This window comes from Colwellia psychrerythraea, assembly GCF_000764225.1.
In the GTDB taxonomy this organism is placed as follows: Bacteria; Pseudomonadota; Gammaproteobacteria; order Enterobacterales; family Alteromonadaceae; genus Colwellia; species Colwellia psychrerythraea_D.
In genome coordinates this window covers 1-21,109 of the sequence record NZ_JQED01000008.1, presented here as the reverse complement: position 1 = coordinate 21,109, position 21,109 = coordinate 1, and the positions used below count along the sequence as shown (strand labels likewise).

General features: G+C 37.3%; 27 protein-coding genes. 7 read left to right on the top strand and 20 right to left on the bottom strand.

All coding sequences use genetic code 11. The features are described 5' to 3' along the window. Nucleotides 1–8 precede the first annotated feature (8 nt). The gene (locus ND2E_RS15565; RefSeq protein ID WP_033092943.1) at nt 9–740 is read right to left on the bottom strand and encodes a hypothetical protein; all 732 of its coding nucleotides are present in this window, start codon (nt 738–740) and stop codon (nt 9–11) included. Nucleotides 741–949: 209 nt separating this feature from the next. Here ND2E_RS15565 and ND2E_RS15570 point away from each other — a divergent pair, with 209 nt between their 5' ends. The 4 genes from ND2E_RS15570 (at nt 950) to ND2E_RS15585 (ending at nt 6,652) form a co-directional block, all read left to right on the top strand. After that, nucleotides 950–1,726 (top strand): ABC transporter ATP-binding protein, encoded by a 777-nt coding sequence (locus ND2E_RS15570; protein WP_033092942.1) that lies wholly within the window; start codon nt 950–952, stop codon nt 1,724–1,726. Beyond that, a complete protein-coding gene (locus ND2E_RS15575) occupies nt 1,720–4,203 on the top strand; it encodes an ABC transporter permease (RefSeq protein WP_033092941.1) in 2,484 nt (827 codons plus the stop codon). Before ND2E_RS15570 ends, ND2E_RS15575 begins: the two co-directional genes overlap by 7 nt. A 439-nt stretch (nt 4,204–4,642) precedes the next feature. Beyond that, the gene (locus tag ND2E_RS15580) at nt 4,643–5,341 is read left to right on the top strand and encodes a response regulator transcription factor (RefSeq protein WP_033092940.1); all 699 of its coding nucleotides are present in this window, start codon (nt 4,643–4,645) and stop codon (nt 5,339–5,341) included. Next, nucleotides 5,342–6,652 (top strand): sensor histidine kinase, encoded by a 1,311-nt coding sequence (locus ND2E_RS15585; protein ID WP_223303552.1) that lies wholly within the window; start codon nt 5,342–5,344, stop codon nt 6,650–6,652. It abuts the gene before it with no gap. 63 nt (nt 6,653–6,715) lie between these two features. On the opposite strand, the gene ND2E_RS15590 is transcribed toward ND2E_RS15585, so the two are convergent. Next, the gene (locus tag ND2E_RS15590) at nt 6,716–7,189 is read right to left on the bottom strand and encodes a L,D-transpeptidase family protein (protein ID WP_033092939.1); all 474 of its coding nucleotides are present in this window, start codon (nt 7,187–7,189) and stop codon (nt 6,716–6,718) included. Nucleotides 7,190–7,327: 138 nt separating this feature from the next. Then, nucleotides 7,328–8,230, bottom strand: a complete 903-nt coding sequence (locus tag ND2E_RS15595) for a LysR family transcriptional regulator (protein WP_033092938.1) — start codon at nt 8,228–8,230, stop codon at nt 7,328–7,330. 94 nt (nt 8,231–8,324) lie between these two features. On the opposite strand from ND2E_RS15595, the gene ND2E_RS15600 reads away from it, so the two are divergent. Continuing rightward, nucleotides 8,325–8,924: a short chain dehydrogenase gene (locus tag ND2E_RS15600; RefSeq protein WP_033093022.1), complete on the top strand. Its 600-nt coding sequence runs from the start codon at nt 8,325–8,327 to the stop codon at nt 8,922–8,924. A gap of 186 nt (nt 8,925–9,110) precedes the next feature. On the opposite strand, the gene ND2E_RS23280 is transcribed toward ND2E_RS15600, so the two are convergent. The 10 genes from ND2E_RS23280 to ND2E_RS15655 all read right to left on the bottom strand — a co-directional run bounded on the left by ND2E_RS23280 (nt 9,111) and on the right by ND2E_RS15655 (nt 15,209). After that, the gene (locus ND2E_RS23280) at nt 9,111–9,800 is read right to left on the bottom strand and encodes a PEP-CTERM sorting domain-containing protein (RefSeq protein WP_033092937.1); all 690 of its coding nucleotides are present in this window, start codon (nt 9,798–9,800) and stop codon (nt 9,111–9,113) included. Between the two features lie 318 nt (nt 9,801–10,118). After that, nucleotides 10,119–10,469: a DUF4156 domain-containing protein gene (locus tag ND2E_RS15610; protein WP_033092936.1), complete on the bottom strand. Its 351-nt coding sequence runs from the start codon at nt 10,467–10,469 to the stop codon at nt 10,119–10,121. A gap of 140 nt (nt 10,470–10,609) precedes the next feature. Beyond that, nucleotides 10,610–10,948 (bottom strand): hypothetical protein, encoded by a 339-nt coding sequence (locus ND2E_RS15615; RefSeq protein WP_033092935.1) that lies wholly within the window; start codon nt 10,946–10,948, stop codon nt 10,610–10,612. 39 nt (nt 10,949–10,987) lie between these two features. Beyond that, on the bottom strand, nt 10,988–12,013 hold the full coding sequence (locus ND2E_RS15620) for a hypothetical protein (protein WP_033092934.1): 1,026 nt from the start codon (nt 12,011–12,013) through the stop codon (nt 10,988–10,990). Between the two features lie 69 nt (nt 12,014–12,082). After that, nucleotides 12,083–12,631: a histidine phosphatase family protein gene (locus ND2E_RS15625; RefSeq protein ID WP_033092933.1), complete on the bottom strand. Its 549-nt coding sequence runs from the start codon at nt 12,629–12,631 to the stop codon at nt 12,083–12,085. 97 nt (nt 12,632–12,728) lie between these two features. After that, the gene (locus tag ND2E_RS15630; protein ID WP_033092932.1) at nt 12,729–13,232 is read right to left on the bottom strand and encodes a GNAT family N-acetyltransferase; all 504 of its coding nucleotides are present in this window, start codon (nt 13,230–13,232) and stop codon (nt 12,729–12,731) included. Nucleotides 13,233–13,693: 461 nt separating this feature from the next. Beyond that, nucleotides 13,694–13,942: a DUF3297 family protein gene (locus tag ND2E_RS15640; protein ID WP_033092930.1), complete on the bottom strand. Its 249-nt coding sequence runs from the start codon at nt 13,940–13,942 to the stop codon at nt 13,694–13,696. Between the two features lie 209 nt (nt 13,943–14,151). Continuing rightward, on the bottom strand, nt 14,152–14,376 hold the full coding sequence (locus ND2E_RS15645) for a DUF3955 domain-containing protein (protein WP_033092929.1): 225 nt from the start codon (nt 14,374–14,376) through the stop codon (nt 14,152–14,154). Between the two features lie 18 nt (nt 14,377–14,394). Continuing rightward, nucleotides 14,395–14,700: a DUF1330 domain-containing protein gene (locus tag ND2E_RS15650; RefSeq protein WP_033092928.1), complete on the bottom strand. Its 306-nt coding sequence runs from the start codon at nt 14,698–14,700 to the stop codon at nt 14,395–14,397. 50 nt (nt 14,701–14,750) lie between these two features. Beyond that, nucleotides 14,751–15,209, bottom strand: coding sequence for an HPP family protein (locus tag ND2E_RS15655; protein ID WP_033092927.1), 459 nt, complete (start codon nt 15,207–15,209; stop codon nt 14,751–14,753). Nucleotides 15,210–15,307: 98 nt separating this feature from the next. Here ND2E_RS15655 and ND2E_RS15660 point away from each other — a divergent pair, with 98 nt between their 5' ends. Further along, nucleotides 15,308–15,853 (top strand): TetR/AcrR family transcriptional regulator, encoded by a 546-nt coding sequence (locus ND2E_RS15660; RefSeq protein WP_033092926.1) that lies wholly within the window; start codon nt 15,308–15,310, stop codon nt 15,851–15,853. Between the two features lie 296 nt (nt 15,854–16,149). Here ND2E_RS15660 and ND2E_RS15665 read toward each other — a convergent pair whose 3' ends face one another. The 3 genes from ND2E_RS15665 to ND2E_RS15675 all read right to left on the bottom strand — a co-directional run bounded on the left by ND2E_RS15665 (nt 16,150) and on the right by ND2E_RS15675 (nt 17,769). Then, nucleotides 16,150–16,563, bottom strand: a complete 414-nt coding sequence (locus ND2E_RS15665; protein ID WP_033092925.1) for a GNAT family N-acetyltransferase — start codon at nt 16,561–16,563, stop codon at nt 16,150–16,152. Between the two features lie 29 nt (nt 16,564–16,592). Continuing rightward, a complete protein-coding gene (locus ND2E_RS15670; RefSeq protein WP_033092924.1) occupies nt 16,593–17,084 on the bottom strand; it encodes a GNAT family N-acetyltransferase in 492 nt (163 codons plus the stop codon). Between the two features lie 313 nt (nt 17,085–17,397). Next, nucleotides 17,398–17,769 (bottom strand): nuclear transport factor 2 family protein, encoded by a 372-nt coding sequence (locus ND2E_RS15675; RefSeq protein ID WP_033092923.1) that lies wholly within the window; start codon nt 17,767–17,769, stop codon nt 17,398–17,400. A gap of 260 nt (nt 17,770–18,029) precedes the next feature. Between ND2E_RS15675 and ND2E_RS0121290 the strand changes: the two genes are divergently transcribed. Next, on the top strand, nt 18,030–18,317 hold the full coding sequence (locus tag ND2E_RS0121290; protein ID WP_033092922.1) for a hypothetical protein: 288 nt from the start codon (nt 18,030–18,032) through the stop codon (nt 18,315–18,317). 203 nt (nt 18,318–18,520) lie between these two features. Here the strand turns inward: ND2E_RS0121290 and ND2E_RS15680 are convergent, their stop codons facing one another. From ND2E_RS15680 to ND2E_RS15695, 4 genes are all read right to left on the bottom strand, one after another. Then, nucleotides 18,521–19,081: a PEP-CTERM sorting domain-containing protein gene (locus tag ND2E_RS15680; protein ID WP_033092921.1), complete on the bottom strand. Its 561-nt coding sequence runs from the start codon at nt 19,079–19,081 to the stop codon at nt 18,521–18,523. 239 nt (nt 19,082–19,320) lie between these two features. Further along, a complete protein-coding gene (locus tag ND2E_RS15685) occupies nt 19,321–19,620 on the bottom strand; it encodes a hypothetical protein (RefSeq protein ID WP_033092920.1) in 300 nt (99 codons plus the stop codon). A 75-nt stretch (nt 19,621–19,695) separates the two neighbouring features. Continuing rightward, nucleotides 19,696–20,538, bottom strand: a complete 843-nt coding sequence (locus ND2E_RS15690) for an IS3 family transposase (protein ID WP_223303558.1) — start codon at nt 20,536–20,538, stop codon at nt 19,696–19,698. 11 nt (nt 20,539–20,549) lie between these two features. Then, nucleotides 20,550–20,858: a transposase gene (locus ND2E_RS15695; protein ID WP_033092918.1), complete on the bottom strand. Its 309-nt coding sequence runs from the start codon at nt 20,856–20,858 to the stop codon at nt 20,550–20,552. Between the last annotated feature and the right edge of the window lie 251 nt (nt 20,859–21,109).

Sequence of the window (21,109 nt, the reverse complement as noted above, 5' to 3'; positions counted from 1 at the left end):
TTGTTTATTTAGTTAATTTGATAGACGTAATTTGAAAATTGATCTAACGAAGTTTCGTTTATCTCAGTGAAATAAGCAAAACTGCCTTTCATCTTCATTTCATTTTGCTTGATTAGCACTGCGCCATTAATTTCTAAAAAGCTAAAAGTTATCGCTAATTCAGTAATATTTGCAGTAAACATAGGAGAAAACTCTGCATTATTCCAAATCGATATTTTCTCAATAAATTGCTGTTCTTTGTGATACGTTAACTCTCCTTGTAGCTTACCAATAGCCTCTTTACCCAGGTTATCTATACTAACATCAAATGCCAAGACGAAATATTTCTCACCAGTAGAGACTAAAGACAAACTGTTTTGATTAATGAGCTTACGTAGCTTAAGCCGACTATTTCGTACTCCATTTTGTGTACTATGTTGTATCTGTTTTTTTTCAGCAAACTGCTTAATTTGTTTTTCTGTTGGCAGTTCACCATTTAGTTGTTTAAGTAGCCATGGTTCACTGTCTTGTGGCGAGTATTGCTCAATACTACTAGTTATGTCGCCCTCCTCGTTTTCATACCGAGAAAGATGGTAAGACCAACGCGTTTTGTCTGTCATTTCAAATTTCAAAATTGCGCTGTTAACTTTATCTTTCGCAATGATAAGTTGCTCAGCCATATTTTCTATTGCATAAGAGGTGAAAGTTGCAATGACACACAACACAAATAAACACGTTTTTTTCTGGTAATGCATCTTCATTTTTCACTTTTGAGTTGTTAAGACCAATCTATGTCTTAACTGTAATTTTTCATGTGTGAAATAAAAGTGAAACCAATAATCTCCCAATGCTCAACAAGCTAAAGCAAACATTCTATGTTTTATCGTATGTTGCTGATTTATCGTTTCACATTCGTTTCACACGCCGTTTCATACGATAAAAAGATAGAATATTACTGTGGAGCAAATTAATGCCTTGTTCAATTGAATTAATAAATGTAACTCAATCTTTTAGCAACATAACTAATGACAGTTTGACCTCAAAAAACATAAACACCAAAGATAAAACTGCAACTATTACCTTATTTAATAACCTTAATTTAACAATTTACCAAGGACAGTCTTATGCTATTACAGGCCCTTCAGGCTCAGGTAAGTCAAGTTTACTCATGTTACTGTCTGGTTTAGAGAAACCCAGCTCAGGTCAAGGCTATTTCACCAACAACAATCACACTTCAACCCTAGATACCTTACGGTCGAACATTGGTTTCATTTTTCAACAGTTTCATTTATTGCCTGAATTAACCGCATTGCACAATGTTGCTTTACCGTTGAAATTAAGAGGAGATAAACACGCAATAGACAAAGCGAAGCAATGGTTAGAAAAGGTTGGTTTGTCCAATAGGTCGCAGCATAAGCCATCTCAATTAAGTGGCGGAGAGCAGCAACGTGTAGCTATTGCACGTGCATTAGTATTTTCACCGAAGTTTATATTTGCCGATGAACCAACGGGGAATTTAGACCAGAACAATGCGGATGAGATTTCTGATATATTATTTGCCTGTTGCCAAGAAAAAAATGCCAGTTTAATCATGGTAACGCACAGTCATGCCTTAGCAAATAAAGCACAGAATATATTTTCACTTGCTGATGGAGTGCTCACCAAAGCTTCATCGAATCATGCTACTGATGTAAACGAACTCGCTAACAATCTTTTAACTAACCAAAAGCAGGTAGCATCATGTTAACTCATCAAATGCAGTTAGCTTGGTACTACTTTACTCAAGAATATCGCCAGCCTCATCAGCAATTATTGCGTTGGGTGCAAACTATTTTGATGGTTTTTATCGTTACGTTATCATTATCGAGCAATACGATTCAGCAGTACTTACAGCAAAATTTACAGCGCCTTTTAGGTGCCGATGCGGTATTTACTCAAAAAGATAAGTTAACAAACGCTCAATTCACCTCATTAGCCAGTTTTAGTGACACTGTGGTTGAGACAATGCAGATTAATGCAACATTAACATTTAATAATAAATGGCAACGAACAAAACTAAAAGCGGTAGGAAATGATTACCCGTTACAAGGAAAGCTACTCACATCGAGAAGTTTACAAAGCCCAGTGACTATTGCTAAAGGTGGGCCTGAAGTTGGAAACATATGGTTAGATAGCCGTTTGTTTTCCAGTCTAATGATATCGGTTGGAGACACTCTCAGCATGGGTGAACACAACTTTATGGTATCGAGAGTACTAATTCACGAACCTGATAGGTTAATGGAAGGACACAATGTCTCTATGCGCGCTATCATCAATATTAAGGATATGGAAAAACAGGCTTTTCCAACCGATCTTATCGAACATCGTTACCTGCTTACTGCGTCAAAATCACAAGTACAGCAACTTATCGAGTGGCAAAAAGTACAACTTCCCGCGGCTAAAATACATCATAAAAACGGTTATCATCCTTTAGCTTCATTTTGGCAACGCACGGAGAATTTTTTAGGATTAGCCTCTATTGTTTTATTCTTTATGGCCGCGATCGCGATTGAACAAATCGCACAGGTACATGTAAAAAAAGAACAATATTTTTCCGCAATTTGTATGAGTTTGGGCGCTTCGAGAAAAACTGGTTTACAACTATCACTGATTAAATGGATCATTAATATCTTAGTACTTATACCCATTGTGGCTATTCTATCTGCTCTATTCCACTGGTTGGTCGTCGGTTGGTTATCTGAAACATTTGTAGAAGTTAGTTGGCAAGTAGATTTCTGGCTTACCACTAAAACGATAATGACTTGTGTATTGCTGTTTGCTGTCTTTCACTCAGCTGTTTGGCTAAATTTATATAATACATCTGTTGCCAAGTTGTTTAGTCAAAACCCAAAAAGTACCTCTTTAGGTCTTGTCAAACTATGCGCGTTCGTTGTGCTTATTTTGGTTGCAATAAAGTACTCAGATAATGCGCTATTAACTATGATGCTAGTTGGCAGTATTGCAATTACAATACTGCTAATGGCAATCATTAGTTGGGTAGTCTTAACTCTGGGTGAAAAAGTTAGTCAAACATTTTCAGGACTCATTCCCTTTACATTGTTTATGATGAAGCAGCGTTTATTAAGTAAAAGTACGCAAATCTTAGGGATTGGATTAAGCACATTTTTATTATTATTTACGTTGATGCTGTTAAAAGACCTAGGCGACACTATGGCTTCATACCAACGAACACATGACGGAAATTTGATGGTGTCCCAAGCAAGTCAGTCCCAAATGAAAGCGATGGAGCAATGGTCAAAATTGCACAATATTGGACTTCGTCAAGCTAAGCCATACTTGTACGCCAAGGTAATAAAAATTAACGATCAATCACTCAATGAATTTGCACAAAAACCTAGTGACAGCCTAGCAACGTTATCCAACCCGATTAGATTACACTGGAGTGAAAAATTACCAATGAATAATCATGTAGTCCAAGGGAAATGGTGGCAAATCGAAACTAAAAACTGGCAACAAATATCTCTTGAAGAAGAAGTGATGACAGATTTAGCCTTATCTCTTGGAGATAAGCTTACATTCATTATCCATCAACAAAACTACACCTTCACGATTACGGCAAGTCATGCATATAAACCAGGCGCAGGCTCAATTACCTTTTGGATGCAAATACCCAAGGCAGCCATGCAACATATCAATGCGCCGCAATACAATATGGCTAGTTTAGAGCTGAACGAGGAGCAATGGCCACTACTTAGCCAATTATGGCAAGAACACCCCACCATTAGAATGGTCTCACTACAAGAGTTAACAAAACAATTTGATGACATTTTAGCCATGATCACTAAAGTTATCAGTGGTTTTGCAAGCATGATTATTTTACTTGCCATTATTGTCATTCTGTCATCAATTAATGCCCTTGAAAGTAAAGAAAAGAAAAAAAATAGCGTGATCATGAGCTTTGGCTTTTTAAAAGGTACCTGTTTACAGCTAAATATTATTGAATGGTTAATTACGGCATTAATCATCGCTATCGGCGCGATTGCCGGTACTTACCTTACAGGTATGTTAATTTACCAATCGCAGTTTTCACTGTCTTATCAACCCAATTTATTCATACTGTTCATAACATTAGCCATTATTTTGATCGCAGTCACCTTATTAGGCGTCTATGCAAGTCGACATAGTTTAAAGAGTTCTGTGAAGCGATTAATGGCCGATGTTTAACCGTTGCTTTGATAAAATTTTTGTTCTAAGCAAAACAGTTTCACATCTGTTTCACCTTGTCTCGGCCACAATGGTTTTATAGAAAGCAAAGGTGATAACAGCACAGATACGGGATATCTTATTTATTTCGTCGGTGTATATGGCTTTTATTACCTAAAACTCGCCAAAACACCGTTCGATGTTGAACAAGCTTTAGCTTTAATATTGGTAGGACAAAAAGCCCTTAACAATCCTAATATTGATTTTAAAATAGCTAAAACGCAGTTAAGATTAGAACAAGTAGCTAATGAAAAACGACTTTGAATCAGTTGATTACTGCTAATCCAGATTTTAAAGCAACACAAGAAATGCTAAAAGCCCTGTAATATATTGGCTAACATAAGCAGCCCTTCTACTTTTACACAAAATTTTAAAAGAGCTGTTCAATTCGAGAAACTAAATGAATAATCACTCGTTATATATTCTGGTCGTTGAAGATCAGCAAAGTATCGCCCAAAACATTGCTAACTACATGGAAGCGAAAGGACATATATTAGACTTTGCAACTCAGGGCGATCAAGGGTTGGCATTGGCGTTAACTCATCATTATGATTTAGTTATTCTCGACTTAAATTTACCCGTGATGGATGGTCTTGAAGTTTGTAAACAATTACGTGAACACGCTCACCATCACGTACCTATTATCATGCTCACCGCAAGAGACAGTATTGATGACAAAATTACTGGCTTTACCCTTGGCGCCGATGATTATTTAACTAAGCCCTTTTCTTTAGCAGAGTTGGAAGTCCGCTGTTTCGCATTATCAAGACGGCATTTATTACAAACCAATGATACCTTAATATTTGATCAACTAAGCATTGATAGAAAAAAACAACAAGTTACACGTGCAGGACATAATCTAGAGTTACATAGCATGGGCTATCGCATTCTCACCATATTAGCGGAAGCCTATCCCCAAGTTGTCAGCCGGTCAAAATTATCCCAGAAGTTATGGGGCGATGATCCCACAGAATCAGATGCATTGAGATCACACATTTATCAATTGCGAAACATATTAGATAAACCATTTGATTACCCAATGATAAAAACCTTGCACGGTATTGGCTTCGTCCTCAACGTAAAAAGCGATAATAACTAAATGATGACAAATAACAATAAAAGTAATCAATCGCATAGTCAGAAGGCTAAAAACTCAGAAAAATTTCACAGCTTAAGCAGAAAGATTGTTAGTCAATTTTGTTTTTTTACCCTATTAATATCAACAGTTTGGGGCATATTCTGTTTCATCTTAATGTACAACATTGAAGATGAGTTTATAGAGCGTGAAGTGAGACAAGAAGCACTATTTTTACAACAAAGTTTTGATCAGAATAAGTCTTGGCCAACACCACGCGTGACGTACATGACACTGTATTTTTCAAAAAACACTCTGCCTAATGATATCAAACAACGATTTATTGCTGATCCAAGCAGAAAAGAGTTTTCAGGTGAAAACGATCGACATTATCATTTGCTCGCATTACCACAGTCAGAAAATACCTACCTTGTAGCAGAAGTCAGCGAAATGTTATTAGTTCGGCCCTTTACTAAAGGTATCTTAAAACTCATGTTAATTACTGGTGTCATACTAACATTGCTTGCTTTCATTATTGCCTGGCAGTTAGGCAGAAAAACCGCTAAGCCATTGAAGCAACTCGCTGATTTAGTAGATGGTGTTGCTCCTGAGCAGTTACCTGATAAGTTTGCTCAGCAATTTCCTAAAAATGAAATAGGGATTTTAGCACAAACCCTAGAAGCCGCTATGACGAGAATTAACCAAAGTCTGCTTAGAGAAAAATGTTTTACGCGTGATGTTAGTCATGAACTAAGAACACCTGTCTCGATTATAAAAAATGCCGTTGAGGTTTATCGTAGTCAACGATCTACAAAAGCAAATAACCCTGTCATCGAACGTATATCACAAGCAAGCACACAAATGGAGCAAACGGTTACTACATTACTTACTCTCGCCCGGGAAGAACATACCCTAGTAGATAAAAAACAGGTGAAAATTCTGCCGTTAATTGAACAGTCGATTATAGACCAAAGCCACCTGATCAATAATAAACCGATACAAGTAGAAGTACATGATAATTGTAATGTAGAAGTTTTAGCACAGTCAGGGATGTTAACAGTATTATTGGACAATTTAATTGCCAATGCTTTTCAATATACTCAACAAGGCAAGGTTATCGTTGAGATGCATGATAAAACACTTATTGTTGCTGATACGGGGCCAGGTATTGAAGCAAGCATTTCAGATAATATAACCGAAGCCGCAGTGAAAGGAAGACAAAGCACTGGTTATGGTTTTGGTTTATCGATTGTAAAACGCTTATGTGAACATCAAGGCTGGTTATTAACGCTTTCAAGCGAGCAAGGAACTAAAATTTCTGTCACGTTAAAATAAAGTATTAATAGCAAAAAATATCAAACACAGTAACGTTAAAGTTTTGCTCTAAAAGCGGCAATGTTACCACTCGATATGAATTTTGGTGCCAACTTTTACCAGCATCATAAATTCATCCATCTCTGAGTTAGTTAGAGCGATACAGCCATTCGTCCAATTAAACCGCTGGGTAATTTTTGACAATTTACCCAGATTATTTCGTTGCCCGTGAACCATAATAAGTCCGCCTGCTGAGAAACCTTTTCTTTTTGCATTATCTAAATCTGCCTGATTAGGGTAGCTAATATGCATAGCGCGATAAAAAGAAGAATCTTCTTTCTTATAATCTAACGTATAAATACCTTCAGGTGTTTTCTCATCTCCTTCTTTTTCTTTATGCCCTTTCGGGTTGCCACCAAAAGCAACATGATATTCTTTAACAACTTTATCATTATCGAGTAAATACATTCTCCTTTCAGATTTATCGATTTTAACAAGATCGATTTCTGCAAAACAGTAAGAAGAAACAATAGTTAACATTAATGCAATTATTTTCATTGAATTGGTATTACCCCAAAAAGGCAAAATGACGGTTGACTAAAAGTTAAAACGATACAGAACACAGCCAATACTTGTGTCCCTTTGATTATCTTGGCAGATTTTAAGGCTTAATAACAGCTAACATGATTAAGTAATTTAATCATTCTCTTTCATGTCATCTAATAAATAGGCGACTAGTGATTTCATCAACGGATTTATCATTAATTTTGCAGGATAAACCAATGACACAGGAACACGTTCGAATTCAAATTCAGTTAAGATGGGTATTAAGGTGCCATCATCTAGGTACTGCTGAGTTAAAAATGTGGGTAAATACGCGATGCCTAAGCTTTGTGTTGCTAATTTTGCAACAATGTCGCCGTCATTTGCTTCAGCAAAAGCGTTTACGGCTGCTTGGTACTCCTTCCCTTTTTCTTGGTAACGCCAGCGTAAAGGAAAACGATTAGAACTATCTACTAAGCATTGATGCTCAGATAATTCTTTTGGGTGCTTAGGTTTACCATGTAGGTTGATGTACTGCTGGCTGGCAACAAAATTAACCTGGGTATAGCCATAGCGCCTTGCAATAAAGTTTGAATCAGGTAAATCACCTACACGAATAGATAAATCTATTCCTTCTTGCACCATATTGACAAAACGGTTGACGAATAACCAAGATATTTTTACTTTTGGATGTAGTTTCATAAAATCGCTTACAGATTTTAAAAAACCCAACGAAGCGGAGCCGCTTGGTGCTGAGATAGTTAAGTGCCCAGATAATACCCTATTCAAGTCATCTGCTTTATTCTCTAATTGTTCAACACTAGCAATAATATTTCTAAATTGTTCAAGGTACTGTTTGCCTTCAGCGGTGAGGCTCATAGCTCTGGTGCTTCTATACAGCAATTGACAAGCAAAGTGCTCTTCTAAATCTGACACTTGTCGACTGATAGCAGAAGTCACTATGTTTAGTTCTCTTGATGCCGCGCTAAAACTTCCTTTATCAATGACCACAATAAAGGTACTCATTGCTTTAAATACATCCACCTTTCTCTTCATGAGAATAATCATTTCTTTTTTAGGTTATTTTTCTATTTTACACAAGCAATATAATACACACAACTTAAACGAAAAAGACCCTTTGGAGGTTGATATGAAAATTTTAATAGTAGGTGCTAGCGGTACAATTGGACAAGCCGTTGAAGCAAACCTTAAAGCTCACCATGAAATTATTTCAGCAAACTATGCTAACGGTGATGTAAAAGTTGACTTAGGGGATCCAGAGTCAATCCGCAGTATGTTTAAAGCCGTTGGACAGGTAGATGCAGTGATTTCTACCGCAGGCGTCGCGGCATTTTCCGGTTTAGATGACTTAACAGACTTAGATTTCCAAACGGCACTAAACAACAAATTGATGGGACAGATAAACTTACTACGTATAGGGAAATCATCTATAAATAAAGGTGGCTCAATTACATTAACCTCAGGTGTTTTATCGAGAGAGCCTATGCACGGTAGTTCAGTCATAAGTATGGCGAACGGTGCATTAGAAAGTTTTGTTAAAGCTGCAGCGCTAGAAATAGACAGTGTAAGATTCAATGTTGTAGCACCTGTATTTGTCAAAGAAACAATGGCAATGATGGGTATGGACACAGGATCAGGTTTATCTGCAAACGATACGGCTAAAGCCTATATTGCTGCAGTTACGGGCAACATGCATGGGCAAACACTAGATGCACCTAATTACCTATAAGAACACTTGGTGCGTCATAGGTTAACGAATAAAAGTTAAGTTCACTATTAAATCTGTAGTCATAAACTTGATTACAGATTATTTTCAAACAAAATAGCTCAAAACTTAACCCCCAACACTAGAAACAAAAAAGCACCAATCGATACGACCAGTGCTTTCTAGAATCAGATTGTTTAAATGTTTACGTTATTTATTAAAGCGACGTGATGTTAAACCAATCATTCCTAATGCAAAAATAGCAATCGTTGTCGGCTCAGGAATGTCGACAGTTAATCCAATATTATTAAACCCTGCACCTTGGTAAACAGCAGCTTCACCAAAGACAACGAAACCATTATTATCTGATCCGCCAGTAACCCAGCTACGTACGATATCTGTTACATCCAGCGTATAAGTTCCGAAAGTATCTGTTCTTACGTTATTGACTAAGGTTGCTTGATTGGTTGATGTACCAGCCAATTCAAATAATGGCAAAGAACCTGGTAATGCATTCCAAGAACTACCAACCTGACCCAACATCACACTCAAGTTATTTTTATTATTCAAACGTGAATCAAAGTCGACTTCAAAAGACGCAGAAAAGAATGAAGAGTTAACTAGGTCTGTGGTAAGTGAACTTACATCAAATTGAAGAAACGATGCAATACGTTTATCTTGTTGAGACTGATTTAGTCGCTCACGAGCAACAACTTCACTTCCTGATAAACTGCCTGAATTAACCGTTCCTTCCAAATTGTTATCACCGTCTAATGATACTTGCACAATAGAGTCAGCTGACATTGTGATTAAAGTTGCGTGTGCATTAGGAAGAATCGTTATTGAAAACAAACATAAGCTTGTTGTAATAGCAGAAATTATTTTTTTTGAACTTAGCATATATTTTCCCTTTTGATCCCTCACCTTTGCAACAGGCAAGTTATCGTTTTATCGTAATATTTTATCTCGTCCAGCTTAAGCATAAATCAAGCTATAAATATAAAGTAATTATTTTTCAATGCGTTGACAATTATTGTTATTTTTATTGTGATGAGATGTGTAAATAATTTTGACACACAACAACTCGTCAACCAGTTGAATTTTCTAGATAAATTTACAATTACACCGCTAATTCAATCACTTTTTAACTCTACAACCGTCAATCGCTCAGGCAATCAGTTAAGTAAAGTACTTAATCGCGAACGATGAACCGACATTTTACAAAGCTGGACACAGGTATGCTTGTCCTAAAAAGGTTACTGACGTGCCAAAACCCATGTGTTCCTCTACATAAACAGTATTAGCGCCAACATCACTTGCTTGATTCTTCAAATCATTGATACTAGCGAGCGTGAGTTCGGTATTAGAAATGAAGAAAAAACTATACCAATGCCCTTCTGACCCGACTAGTTCGCGAATGTATTGACAATCATTTATCTGCTCATAATTACTTATGACGTTAATGTGGCGAGTATTATCGTGAAGTTGTTGAGTATCCAACACGCTGCAAGAAGTTAGCAATAAGTTACTTAACAACAACAGAACAAGTTTTACATTAACTGTTTTCATATTGCCTCATATCAAGGTTATTAACTATTTTGTTAATTTTATTCATAAGGTTAGCCCAATAACCTTAAATTAAAAACACCAATATTCACATTAAGTTAAAGTTAAGATGTATTGTCACACTTATTCCTTCACATTTTACGTTAGCCATTAACTAAGTTACTGTTAACTTTCAACCAAAAGTCTTCTTGGCATTGGTTTATAAACGTCTTTCTTTTTGGAGATATATTGCTATCACTTGATTCAGAAATCACTTCGTATGAAATCCAACATTCAGGGCAAGTTTGTTCATTAACATCTGTTAAATCCGATTCGCTGAGATATTTAATTACAACGCCATTGGAAAATTGAAAAACTGACTCAATGCAGCTAACAACAATATCTTGATCTTTATATGATTTATCAAAAGATTGTGTAGATTCCACAGATACCGCATTTACCGCACCTTTTGTTGCCGCAATATAAGTACACAGATTATTCATATATAATTTCTCAACAACGGGACTTAGCCACTAAGACACTTACTTTGATTCCAATAATTCACGTAATGCATCAGGTAAAATTTGTCGAACTCTGCGGGTAATACTTTGTTCGTGTTTTTGCCACAGTATTCCAAGATAAATAACCAACAACCCCAACACGGTTAAAACAATAGGAAATAACCAACTATCCTTGAATATATCAAAAGCAAGGTGCCCTATATAACCACTACACCCCAAAGCGCCAAAAACAACAAAAACTCTACGTACCAGCAGTACCCCAACAAAAATCATCATCAGATTTATACTAAAGTAAATGAATTTAGCAAATTCACTGTTAGAGTATTGCAGCGACATACCGATCCAAAAGGCGAGCACCCCAAACAAGTATACCCAAAAAGCGTAATCAGCTTTGTTACGAGAGCGAATATCAATCCAAAAAGCCAATGCAATCATCAATAATCCGCTATACATAGAAACCAGTTTTCTAAGCTGCCAATCATTATCTCCACCAGAAATCATTGCAGTAATATCCATTGATAAATACCACAGTGTCACCGCAATAGGCATCATTAAAAATGGGAATTTGTATTTCCAAGCCAAAATTGCACCCACAGCTAAAGTGCTCATCTCCATATATAACCAATGCCATTTGATGTATCTATGATACTCTCGGTAGACACTTTCATCTGGCCACAAGCCTAATGCTTGTTGTAATCCATAAACGGCCAAGGGCGTTAACGCAATAACAAAGGCTCCACAGATCCCCGCGGGTATATCATATCCTTTGGCTTTAAAGCTATTGGTAAGTGTTAAACCGATAGCAGCGTACAATAAGGAAATAAACACAATACCTAAGCCACCAAAGGATTCCCAGCCAAGGTTCATAAAAAGCGTCATAGCACCTATTGCTATCATGCCCCCGAGATAATACAGAATATGAGTGAAGTCGAAACTTGGGCCATTTGGAGGTTGTTTTTTCAAAAAAGCAATGAGATTTTCTGATTGCTCTGTAGAAAGGATATTTTCTTTTACCGCATCATCAAGGTTTTTCTTCGTTAAGTTCACACTAGACTCCATTCTCGTATAAGCATTAAATGCTCTGTTATTCAATGAAATAGAATTGTTTGCACAGGTTTACTTACTTTCAAGACTGGTAACACCCCAAAATGCATTACTTTTCGACTTCAGTCGCCATCCTTTTTTCATTAATGCTTTTCGAATATAAAAATTTAAATAACCATGTCCAAACAGCACAACGTTGTCCTTTACTCTCGCCAAATCAATCAATTTATCAGCCGCTAATTCAGCTCGATTTTTTGCTAAACGATAAGACTCAAAGGGGCCTTTGAAGCCAAACATCCAAATAACGCGGCAAAGATAAACCCATGTAATCGCTTTAAGTGTAAGAGGTAACTTATATCTTGGGATTTCCATTTCTCTAAATAGTTCAGATATAATCTCAGGGGGTTTACCGGTGTAAATATGAGCTGAATGTATTGCGCGTTTAAAATCGCTTGATACGGCATAACATAATTTCTGATTTACAGCCTTATTGACAGGTCGACTGTTGGTAGCGACATCTGACAAATTATAGCGACGTACCCATTTAGTATACTCAGCAGCATTCACAACGGGGTTGTCCGCAGAAGCAGGTTTTCCATGTCGAATTAATACTATTTCCATTAGATAAACTCACCTATTTAAGGCATTAAGAATTGTCGTGAACGTAATAATTAACGGTCTATTAGGAGGTGCACCTTGAACCCATAATCATCAAGCTCTACAGCACAACGTGGTACACGTCTATTTTAAATCCGCGAAAGAGAGATGATTTAACAAACTCGAAGCCTGTTCTATTAACCACGTTAACAGAGCTAGTGTTTTCAGGCTCTATAAGCGCATATACAACATCGATTTTTAGAGAGTTTTTTGCAAAACCCAAAAGGCCAAGTGTAGATTCTACAGCATAACCTTTGCCTTGTTGGTTAGCCGCTAACCGGTAGTTAATATGTATAACATCAATAGCATCTAAGTCATGTTTATTGAGCCCACAAACACCAACAAATTCACCACTAAGGGAATTATATATGGCCCAGTGTCCATAGCCATGTAATTCATATTGCTGTTGGCAATTACCAATATAGTTCATAATCTGCGCTTTAGAATGTACTCCTACCGTAGAATATTTCATCACAATAGGATCAGCTAATACACTAGCAAGTGCTTGTGCATCTTCCTTGGTAATTTCACGAATCGATAATCTTTCTGTTTCAACAATATTCAAGACAAACTCCCTGTGATATATATCGCCATAATAATTAGAAAATAATTAACAGCCTATTTTACTTAATAAGATTTAACCACAACAACTATCGTTTCCTGACCGCCCACCAATTAAATAAAACGCTTTTCCTTTTCGATATCCTCGCAACACACCAAATCCAATAAATAATGAGATTGCGCCTATTAAAGGAATATCTATGATAAATAGGCATACACTTATCACGACTAATACAATACCGATAAACAATTGCATAAATTTTTCCTAATCTATATTACTAAGTAAAGTTAAAGGGTAATAATAGGGTTGGTTGGAATATATAAGAAAGTGTTGGGAGAAAATGACTGAATCAAAAAATTATAAAGGGCCTAAATTCCTTTAAGCCCATTTACTCGATAATACTAAACTCATTTAAGAAATGACCTAGTTATCACGCTTTTTTGACAGTGAGAAGACTTTATAGCTTAACGGTAAAACGCTTCAACTTTTCCTTTAACGGTTGTGATCAAAGGTTGTCCGCGACGATCCAAAGCTTTGTGGGCAGGAATTTTAACCCAACCTTCACTGATACAGTATTCTTCAACATCAAATCGCTCTTTGCCGTTTAATCGAATACCAATATCGTGCTCGAACACTTCTTCCACGTGATGTGGACTGCGTGGATTAACAGAGAGGCGATCAGGTAAAGCTGGTAGCGAAGTAGTATCGTTCATGGTGATGACTTGTAGTAAATGAAAAGTGCGTTATTGTAGACAATATAGGTATCACGCTCAAGTGTAGGCGTAATAAATGTTAGCACACGACTACCTTATGCGCTGTCTCAATAAAAAAGCACCAGTCCCTTACACAATCAGTCTGTATGCCAATCACCCTTCATGGCATATTCCACTGATATTTGGCTTAGCCTATGTTATCTGTTCATTTACTGATGACTTAACAATTGCCAAATTTTTTGTAGCAGAGAAAATAGTAAGAATAGAATTCCCATCCAGAAACTGAGCACTCCTAATGGCATAAATAAACTTTCATGAAGAACACCTGAATCATCTACATATTGATAAAATGAGTTCTCGGCAATGATAAAAACTATACCTAAGCCAAGTAACAATAAACTCAGAAAGAAAATATTGTTAACAGAAAAATTCATTCTTCACTCTCTTTCATGCTAAATAGTCGTTTCATGTAACGATATAATCGTATTGCTTTTAACAGAACGATCAAAATACATATTTTTTACATCCAAATAATCAGGATATGAAAAAAAACTCTCCATCTGTTTTTGACTAGGAAAAGTGATTGTGAACACTCTATTAATATTATCACTTGTTTTAGATAACAAAACTTCTGATACTTTAAAATCAAAACCAAATGAACCACCAAATGATTTTAATATAGGCATCATTGCTTCACGATACTGCTGATATTCTTGCTCATCAATCACGTCAAGTCCCATTATTCTTTCATATGCCATTGAAATCCCCTTTAATTCTCACCCTCGTAAAAAACCAGTTAACAGCTTGATTAGCAGCCTAACTTGGTGAACTTATTTTGCATCATACGCAACGCTTTGCCCACTAAAACAATAATCATAGCCCCCATTAAAACTGGTGTGATCAAAAAGCCCCAACTCTGGCCTGACAACATAATAAGAATTGGGTTAGCCCCTGCAGGTGGATGAGTAGTTTTAGATAATAGCATTGCCGTAACACCTAGCCCCGTTGCTATTGCAAGCGAGATTGGTGTCACGCCAACATACTGTGTAAATACCACACCAATAAACGCAGTGATCAAATGTCCCAATATTACATTTTTAGGTTGCGCCAGCGGGCTATCTGGCACGCCAAATACCAAAACAGCCGTCGCACCAAAAGGAGCCATAAGTAAAGCAACATCGCTCAAATTAGCCTCCATAACAGATAATAAACCTATCGCTAACGATGCGCCAAGGCCAGCAATAACAGATAATAACGAATGATTCATAAACGCCTCAATATTAGTAGACCAATTTGTCTACCTGGTATAGTAGACAAAGTGGTCTACTTTTGTCAATATTGATATCAAGATCAAAGGAGAATTAGATGAATGAAAAACGAGCACTTTTGATTGATACCGCTCTAGCACTTTTTTATACAAAAGGTATTAACTCAGTTGGTATCAATGAGATATTAAAAACATCCGGCATTGCCAAAAAAACTCTTTATGGCCACTTTGAAGGCAAAGAGGCTTTAGTATTAGCTGCTTTGAAACAAAGGCATGAAAACTTTATTACCTGGCTTGAAGCTGAAATATCTGAAGCTGAATCAGATCAAGAGGTTATTAAGCGACTTTTTGATGCTCTAGGAAGCTGGTTCAATAGCAAAGAGCCAAGTTTAGGTGATTTTAGAGGGTGTTTCTTTATCAATACGGCTGCAGAGTTTAGCGATAAAGACAGCGATATCTCGCATTATTGCAGGGAGCACAAAGAAGAAGTGAAGCGATTAATAAAAAACAAATTAACGAGTCAATCTCCTCTCCTACTTGATGCAATATGTATTTTGAAAGAAGGCGCTATCACCACCGCTTACGTCACTGGCAAAGGAAGTGAGGTTACATCGAAATGTATTAAGATATTGTCTGCGTATTAAGTCGCACAACGCTTTCCAATTAAACCGCCATTACCGTAATATTATTAGGATCAGGAGTTACTGATGAAGACATAGCAAACAGATCAACTGCAATGAAATAATCCATTGTTTTTATTATAATTCCTTTCCCCTATGATGAGGTTTACACGGATAAACAGATCGGTGAAGTTATTAACTTCAGTTATTTAATTGAAAGCTAGCTCTTTCTTTATAAAGATGAAGTCGAACAGTAAAGTTGACACAGTTAAAGCAGCATATTGTATAGCCCGCCCAGCCATTACTAACACTCAAAACATCTAAAGTACTTTCACCATAAAGTATTTGCAGCCTGTTTTAGGGTAATCTTGTTGGACCCATTCTGTTGTATAACCTCGCTTTTCATAAAAAGGCATTGCTTGAAAATTTAACGTATCCAGTAAACACTTAATACAACCACGCTTCTTGCCCGCAGCTTCTATTTCTTTTAAAACTTTACTGCCAATATTTTGCCCCCTTAATTCGTCTGAAACCCATAAAGTATTGAGCAACAACCAATTTCCAAATGTACGCGCTGCAGCACCAGCAATAACAACACCTTGATCATTTTTAATTTGTACAGCTAAAGGGATTCGCTCACTGACTTCCCAGTTAGCCCAATTAAATTCAGAGATTTTATTATCTAGATAATCAATTAATTCTTGTTCTGGTTTATCTAATACTTCAATGTTCATTTAAACTCCAGTTCAACTTCATGTAATTATCACGCTTTCAAAAGACTAAACATATGACTGTTAAAGAACTCACCCTCTTTAAATATTGCTTTTTGCTGTATTACTTCTAATTGGAAACCGCATTTACTAAGTACCCGTTCAGAAGCTGTATTACCAGAAAAAACTGAAGCAAAAAGCCTAACTATATCTGTCGTTTCAAATACAAAAGGAATGAATTGCTTAATCGCTCGCGTTGCGAACCCCTGCCCCCAATAATCTTTTGCAATCCAGTAACCTAATTCAGCAGAACGTTGATACTCAAACAACCCTTTCTCGGCGCCAATACATCCTATCAACTCACCTTTGAACTCTATCGCTTTCACAATACCTATTTTACTTCCGGTAAAAACCCACCAATGTGCATCCTCAAGAGTATAAGGTGTAGGAATTTTAGATGATAAGTACTTTATTACTTGGGGTTCATTTAAAATATTCAAAAGTGCTGTTTTATCTTCTTCTTTAAAGTCTCTAAGCGTTATCATCGAACATAATTTATTAATTAAAAGTTAAGGTAATATTAACGACTTTATCGGAAATAAAGAATGGCGAACGTTAATTTTCTACAAATCAACTAGTATCATCTTACTCTCGTGGTTAAGGTTCCACAGACTGTTCTCGGTATTAAGCTGACTATTGCACTCGCGTTGTCGCTTAGTTAAGTGGCATAACCCGATTTGATCACCCATGAAAACTCATGTGCATTAGGATATATTTTTAAATATAGTAGCCTCCTCTGTAATATGAGCAGGTGTCCACTAAAGCGGGAGAATTACCCAGTCCCGCTTTAAATTTTTGTTAGCTTTCGTCAGCACCGAAAACGACTTTATTAAACACTTTGAATTGCCCTTTTTTGATTAGATCATTTTCAACGTGATAAATACATAACATTTCAATAGTACCTTTTCCTTCTGGAAAGTTCCGAGTAATTAATTCGAGGTCAATGATCATATCCTCACAAACTATTCTGTTTTTCAGCTCGGCAAATAACTCCTTCTCTTTGAATCGAATCACTATATTCTGCTTCATTTCATTGTGTCCTGAAGCTAGAACCTCACCTTCCATAGAGTACTGAATTGCATCTTTAGCATATGTACTAAGCCAGGCTTGAACATCTTTGTTGTTATATGCTTCAAGTTGTTTTTGCACTATTTCAACTGCACTAGTCATTTAATTAATCTCGGTATTAGAAAGAAAACTAACGCCGAATAAACGGCTAAGTAATGTTGGTTAAACGTTGAGTTGCGATAGTTTTAGTTTTTTGCTCCTACCACAAATTAAAAAACTACTACATATCAACAACTCACCGAAGGTGATAGATATATGATAGTCGCCCTTAAAAGGCAAGGATTAAGTTCTATCCATATTGCCAAAGCCATGGAAAAGCACCATATTTCGAGAATTTAAACGTAACACTTGTTAGCACCAAGGTGGCTCATATCGGCCGAGTAAAGCGCAATGAAGGACACAAGCCCGACGAAGTTGCTCAAAATAACAGCAGCGGCAGACTTGCTGATAAGCGAAATATCGCTGAACGCCCAATTGAAGTAAAAACGCGAAAAACTGGCTGCACCTTAAAAGATCACTTCAATGACAGAACAATGAAATCAACCAATAAACGTACCAATAAACTCATAAATAAAATGTTAGGAAAATTTAAAAAAAAGAACATCAATGGAGGGATTAACGCAACAACAATGCCATATTATCACTGCTAAATTAAATACAAGACCTAAAAAACAAAACACCAGAGAGGTGCTTCTATGAATAATGACTTTTGTCACAGTTCAAAGTTAATACTAAGGGGAACACACTAATATTTGAGAACGAGTACTGACAGCTGCTCAATAAAGGACCATAACTCATATCAACCCTAGAGCAATAAAAAGCCCTCCGTTGAGGGCTATTCACTAGTCATGCTTTACGCTTTTTTACGTTTTGACAATCCAAGGCCAGCGAGCCCAAGGCCAAATAACACAAGGCTGACAGGTTCAGGTACATCGTGTGAGGTAACCAAATCGATCCTAACCATCCGGTCTGGGCTGTAGTTTTCCGGTGTTTGCAGGCCAACCTCAATGCTGAACCAATCGGCACCGAAAGATATATCGGACTGGTCGATTGTGCCTATCTCAGAGATCGAGAGGACTGCATCGGTGATGAATCCACCCCCGCCTACCCAGTCTAGATCCGAGAAGGTGAAGAACTGATTATCGAGGTTGTAACTTAAATGCATCATGAAAGTGACGGACGAAGCATCCACGTCGATACTGGTCACAGCTGTACCAGCAGTGGTCGCTTCGAAGTTCGACCCATCACCATCAGAAATCTCAAAGCCAGCACCCACTGTCACTATATCTTCTGTCGGTCCACCGCAGCATCCATCGAATCTAATTAGGATATCGTCACCGATTAATGTGGAATTTGCCCAACTTGACGCGAAAAGAACTGTGGCCGCAATTGTATATTTCAATATATGCATCATTTTGTATTACTCCCTTTCATCGTATTATTTAGATTGCCTATAAAAACATGCATATACGATACCACCCCAGTAAAAGCGTGCTTCCGTGAACTATTCTTAGTAATAATTTGTTCTGATGTAAAGAAAACCGACAGTTTACGAGTCGACATATATGGAATGGCTGCGTTCGCCTGCTTCTTCTTTGAAAGCAAAAAAGCCTGTTTAATCGAGGGAGGATCATTGTCCTTTTAAACTACTTGTTAGGTAACCTTTGCTTTATACCAATGCTTTGGGTATTTAAATTTGATAAACACGCCAAAAGACTTTTGAGGAGACCAACCATTTAATTTGCCAAAGATTAGCGCCCAAAGTACATAACAGACTGTAACGACAATCAAGAATTCTAATATAAGAAGGGTAAACCAAAGCCAACCATTAGCTTGGTCTGTAATTGATGCTCCATCAGCAATATTTAACAATATTGATAGATATTCGCTAATAACCCACACGGGGTATGCTGCAACAAAAATAGATAGCCAGACCATTAATACACTAACCATGCTATACCTAAATTTCATCGGCATTCTCTGTGCCATAGATGGTTACTGGTGTTACCCATAAAAAGTAGACACTGGTTATGCGCAAATGCGCTCATATTCAGCAGGACTGACATAGCCCAATGCCGAATGCCTACGTAAACGGTTATAAAAAACCTCAATGTATTCAAATATACCCGATCTTGCTTCATCAATCGAGCGGTATTGTTCAGCGTAAATAAGCTCTACTTTCAAGCGACTATAGAAAGATTCCATCACTGCATTATCCCAACAATTACCACGACGGCTCATACTCACAACACCTCCTTTACTACGGATTAAGTCTTGGTATTTAACTGCCCGATACTGCACGCCTCTATCAGAATGAATAATTAAACCAGGTGCGATATCGCGACGAATAAAAGCCATCTGCAGTGCATCCGTATTGAGTTTCTCCGTCATCGTTAAATCCAACGACCAGCCAATAATACTACGAGAGAACAAATCCATGACCGTAGCCAAGTACAACCATCTATCTTTTACCCAAATATACGTGATATCGGTCACCCACTTTTGGTTAGGCTTATCAACAGCGAACTGACGCTTTAACACATTGCCCGCGACGTTAATCATTGCTGAGCTGTGATGGCTATACTTAAACGCTTTACCATTACGTGCTCTTAACCCTTCTCTGTGCATGATGTTGGCGACATAATTTTTTGAGCAACTCACGCCTAAAGCAGCAAGCTCCTTAGCAATACGCGGGGCACCATAACGCGCTTTAAATGTAGCATAAACATCAAGTACGCTCGCTGTTATTAATTGGCGTTTTAACTTCCATCTATTATCAGGACAACTTAACCAACGGTAAAAGCCTGAACGAGAAACCCGTAAAGCACGGCACATCATCACAATGGTAAAACGCTGCTTGAACTCAGCAATCAGCGCGTACTTTACTCTTGGTGCTTCGCAAAGTACGCAGTAGCCTTTTTTAGAAACTCATTTTCTTCTTCTAAATCATGCAGTTTGCGCTTTAACTGCCGTACTTCTTCGGTTTCTTTTTTCGAATAATCAACTCCATGAAGTGAATTGAATTGTTTATCTGAGAGACGATTAAACTGACGACGCCAGTTATAGATTTGTTGGGCACTGATACCTAGTTCTCGACCAACAGAGGCTGCGGTATTACCTTTTTGCTCAGCTCTACGCACAGCTTCTTTGCGAAATTCTTCAGTATAAGCTTGGGTTTGTTTCTTGGTCATGTGTCACCTCAATGTTAGACATAATCTAACTATAGAAGGTGTCCACTAATTGTGGGTAACACTGTTACCTAGACATAATGACTCCCCACGAGGTGCTAGCCTCCAAATTCGTGGGTTAGCAAAGCCAGAGCCATAATATATGTGTTAAACAATATAAATTGGAGGCTAGCATGTACAAACATAACATACTTTTCATTGGCTTAGATACCCATAAAGTGTCTACTGAAGTGGCGCACGTTGAAGACCAACGC

What these genes read in the sequence shown, in the direction of transcription:
- ND2E_RS15585 (WP_223303552.1), top strand. Translation starts at nt 5,342, where the DNA reads ATGATGACAAATAACAATAAAAGTAATCAATCGCATAGTCAGAAGGCT.
- ND2E_RS15680 (WP_033092921.1), bottom strand. Translation starts at nt 19,081, where the DNA reads ATGATGCATATATTGAAATATACAATTGCGGCCACAGTTCTTTTCGCG.
- ND2E_RS15670 (WP_033092924.1), bottom strand. Translation starts at nt 17,084, where the DNA reads ATGATAACGCTTAGAGACTTTAAAGAAGAAGATAAAACAGCACTTTTG.
- ND2E_RS15610 (WP_033092936.1), bottom strand. Translation starts at nt 10,469, where the DNA reads ATGAAAACAGTTAATGTAAAACTTGTTCTGTTGTTGTTAAGTAACTTA.
- ND2E_RS15595 (WP_033092938.1), bottom strand. Translation starts at nt 8,230, where the DNA reads ATGAAGAGAAAGGTGGATGTATTTAAAGCAATGAGTACCTTTATTGTG.
- ND2E_RS15685 (WP_033092920.1), bottom strand. Translation starts at nt 19,620, where the DNA reads ATGGTTAGTGTATTAATGGTCTGGCTATCTATTTTTGTTGCAGCATAC.
- ND2E_RS15695 (WP_033092918.1), bottom strand. Translation starts at nt 20,858, where the DNA reads ATGACCAAGAAACAAACCCAAGCTTATACTGAAGAATTTCGCAAAGAA.
- ND2E_RS15675 (WP_033092923.1), bottom strand. Translation starts at nt 17,769, where the DNA reads ATGACTAGTGCAGTTGAAATAGTGCAAAAACAACTTGAAGCATATAAC.
- ND2E_RS15655 (WP_033092927.1), bottom strand. Translation starts at nt 15,209, where the DNA reads ATGAATCATTCGTTATTATCTGTTATTGCTGGCCTTGGCGCATCGTTA.
- ND2E_RS15625 (WP_033092933.1), bottom strand. Translation starts at nt 12,631, where the DNA reads ATGGAAATAGTATTAATTCGACATGGAAAACCTGCTTCTGCGGACAAC.
- ND2E_RS15590 (WP_033092939.1), bottom strand. Translation starts at nt 7,189, where the DNA reads ATGAAAATAATTGCATTAATGTTAACTATTGTTTCTTCTTACTGTTTT.
- ND2E_RS15580 (WP_033092940.1), top strand. Translation starts at nt 4,643, where the DNA reads ATGAATAATCACTCGTTATATATTCTGGTCGTTGAAGATCAGCAAAGT.
- ND2E_RS15570 (WP_033092942.1), top strand. Translation starts at nt 950, where the DNA reads ATGCCTTGTTCAATTGAATTAATAAATGTAACTCAATCTTTTAGCAAC.
- ND2E_RS15660 (WP_033092926.1), top strand. Translation starts at nt 15,308, where the DNA reads ATGAATGAAAAACGAGCACTTTTGATTGATACCGCTCTAGCACTTTTT.
- ND2E_RS15615 (WP_033092935.1), bottom strand. Translation starts at nt 10,948, where the DNA reads ATGAATAATCTGTGTACTTATATTGCGGCAACAAAAGGTGCGGTAAAT.
- ND2E_RS15665 (WP_033092925.1), bottom strand. Translation starts at nt 16,563, where the DNA reads ATGAACATTGAAGTATTAGATAAACCAGAACAAGAATTAATTGATTAT.
- ND2E_RS23280 (WP_033092937.1), bottom strand. Translation starts at nt 9,800, where the DNA reads ATGCTAAGTTCAAAAAAAATAATTTCTGCTATTACAACAAGCTTATGT.
- ND2E_RS15600 (WP_033093022.1), top strand. Translation starts at nt 8,325, where the DNA reads ATGAAAATTTTAATAGTAGGTGCTAGCGGTACAATTGGACAAGCCGTT.
- ND2E_RS15645 (WP_033092929.1), bottom strand. Translation starts at nt 14,376, where the DNA reads ATGAATTTTTCTGTTAACAATATTTTCTTTCTGAGTTTATTGTTACTT.
- ND2E_RS15640 (WP_033092930.1), bottom strand. Translation starts at nt 13,942, where the DNA reads ATGAACGATACTACTTCGCTACCAGCTTTACCTGATCGCCTCTCTGTT.
- ND2E_RS15575 (WP_033092941.1), top strand. Translation starts at nt 1,720, where the DNA reads ATGTTAACTCATCAAATGCAGTTAGCTTGGTACTACTTTACTCAAGAA.
- ND2E_RS15565 (WP_033092943.1), bottom strand. Translation starts at nt 740, where the DNA reads ATGAAGATGCATTACCAGAAAAAAACGTGTTTATTTGTGTTGTGTGTC.
- ND2E_RS15650 (WP_033092928.1), bottom strand. Translation starts at nt 14,700, where the DNA reads ATGGCATATGAAAGAATAATGGGACTTGACGTGATTGATGAGCAAGAA.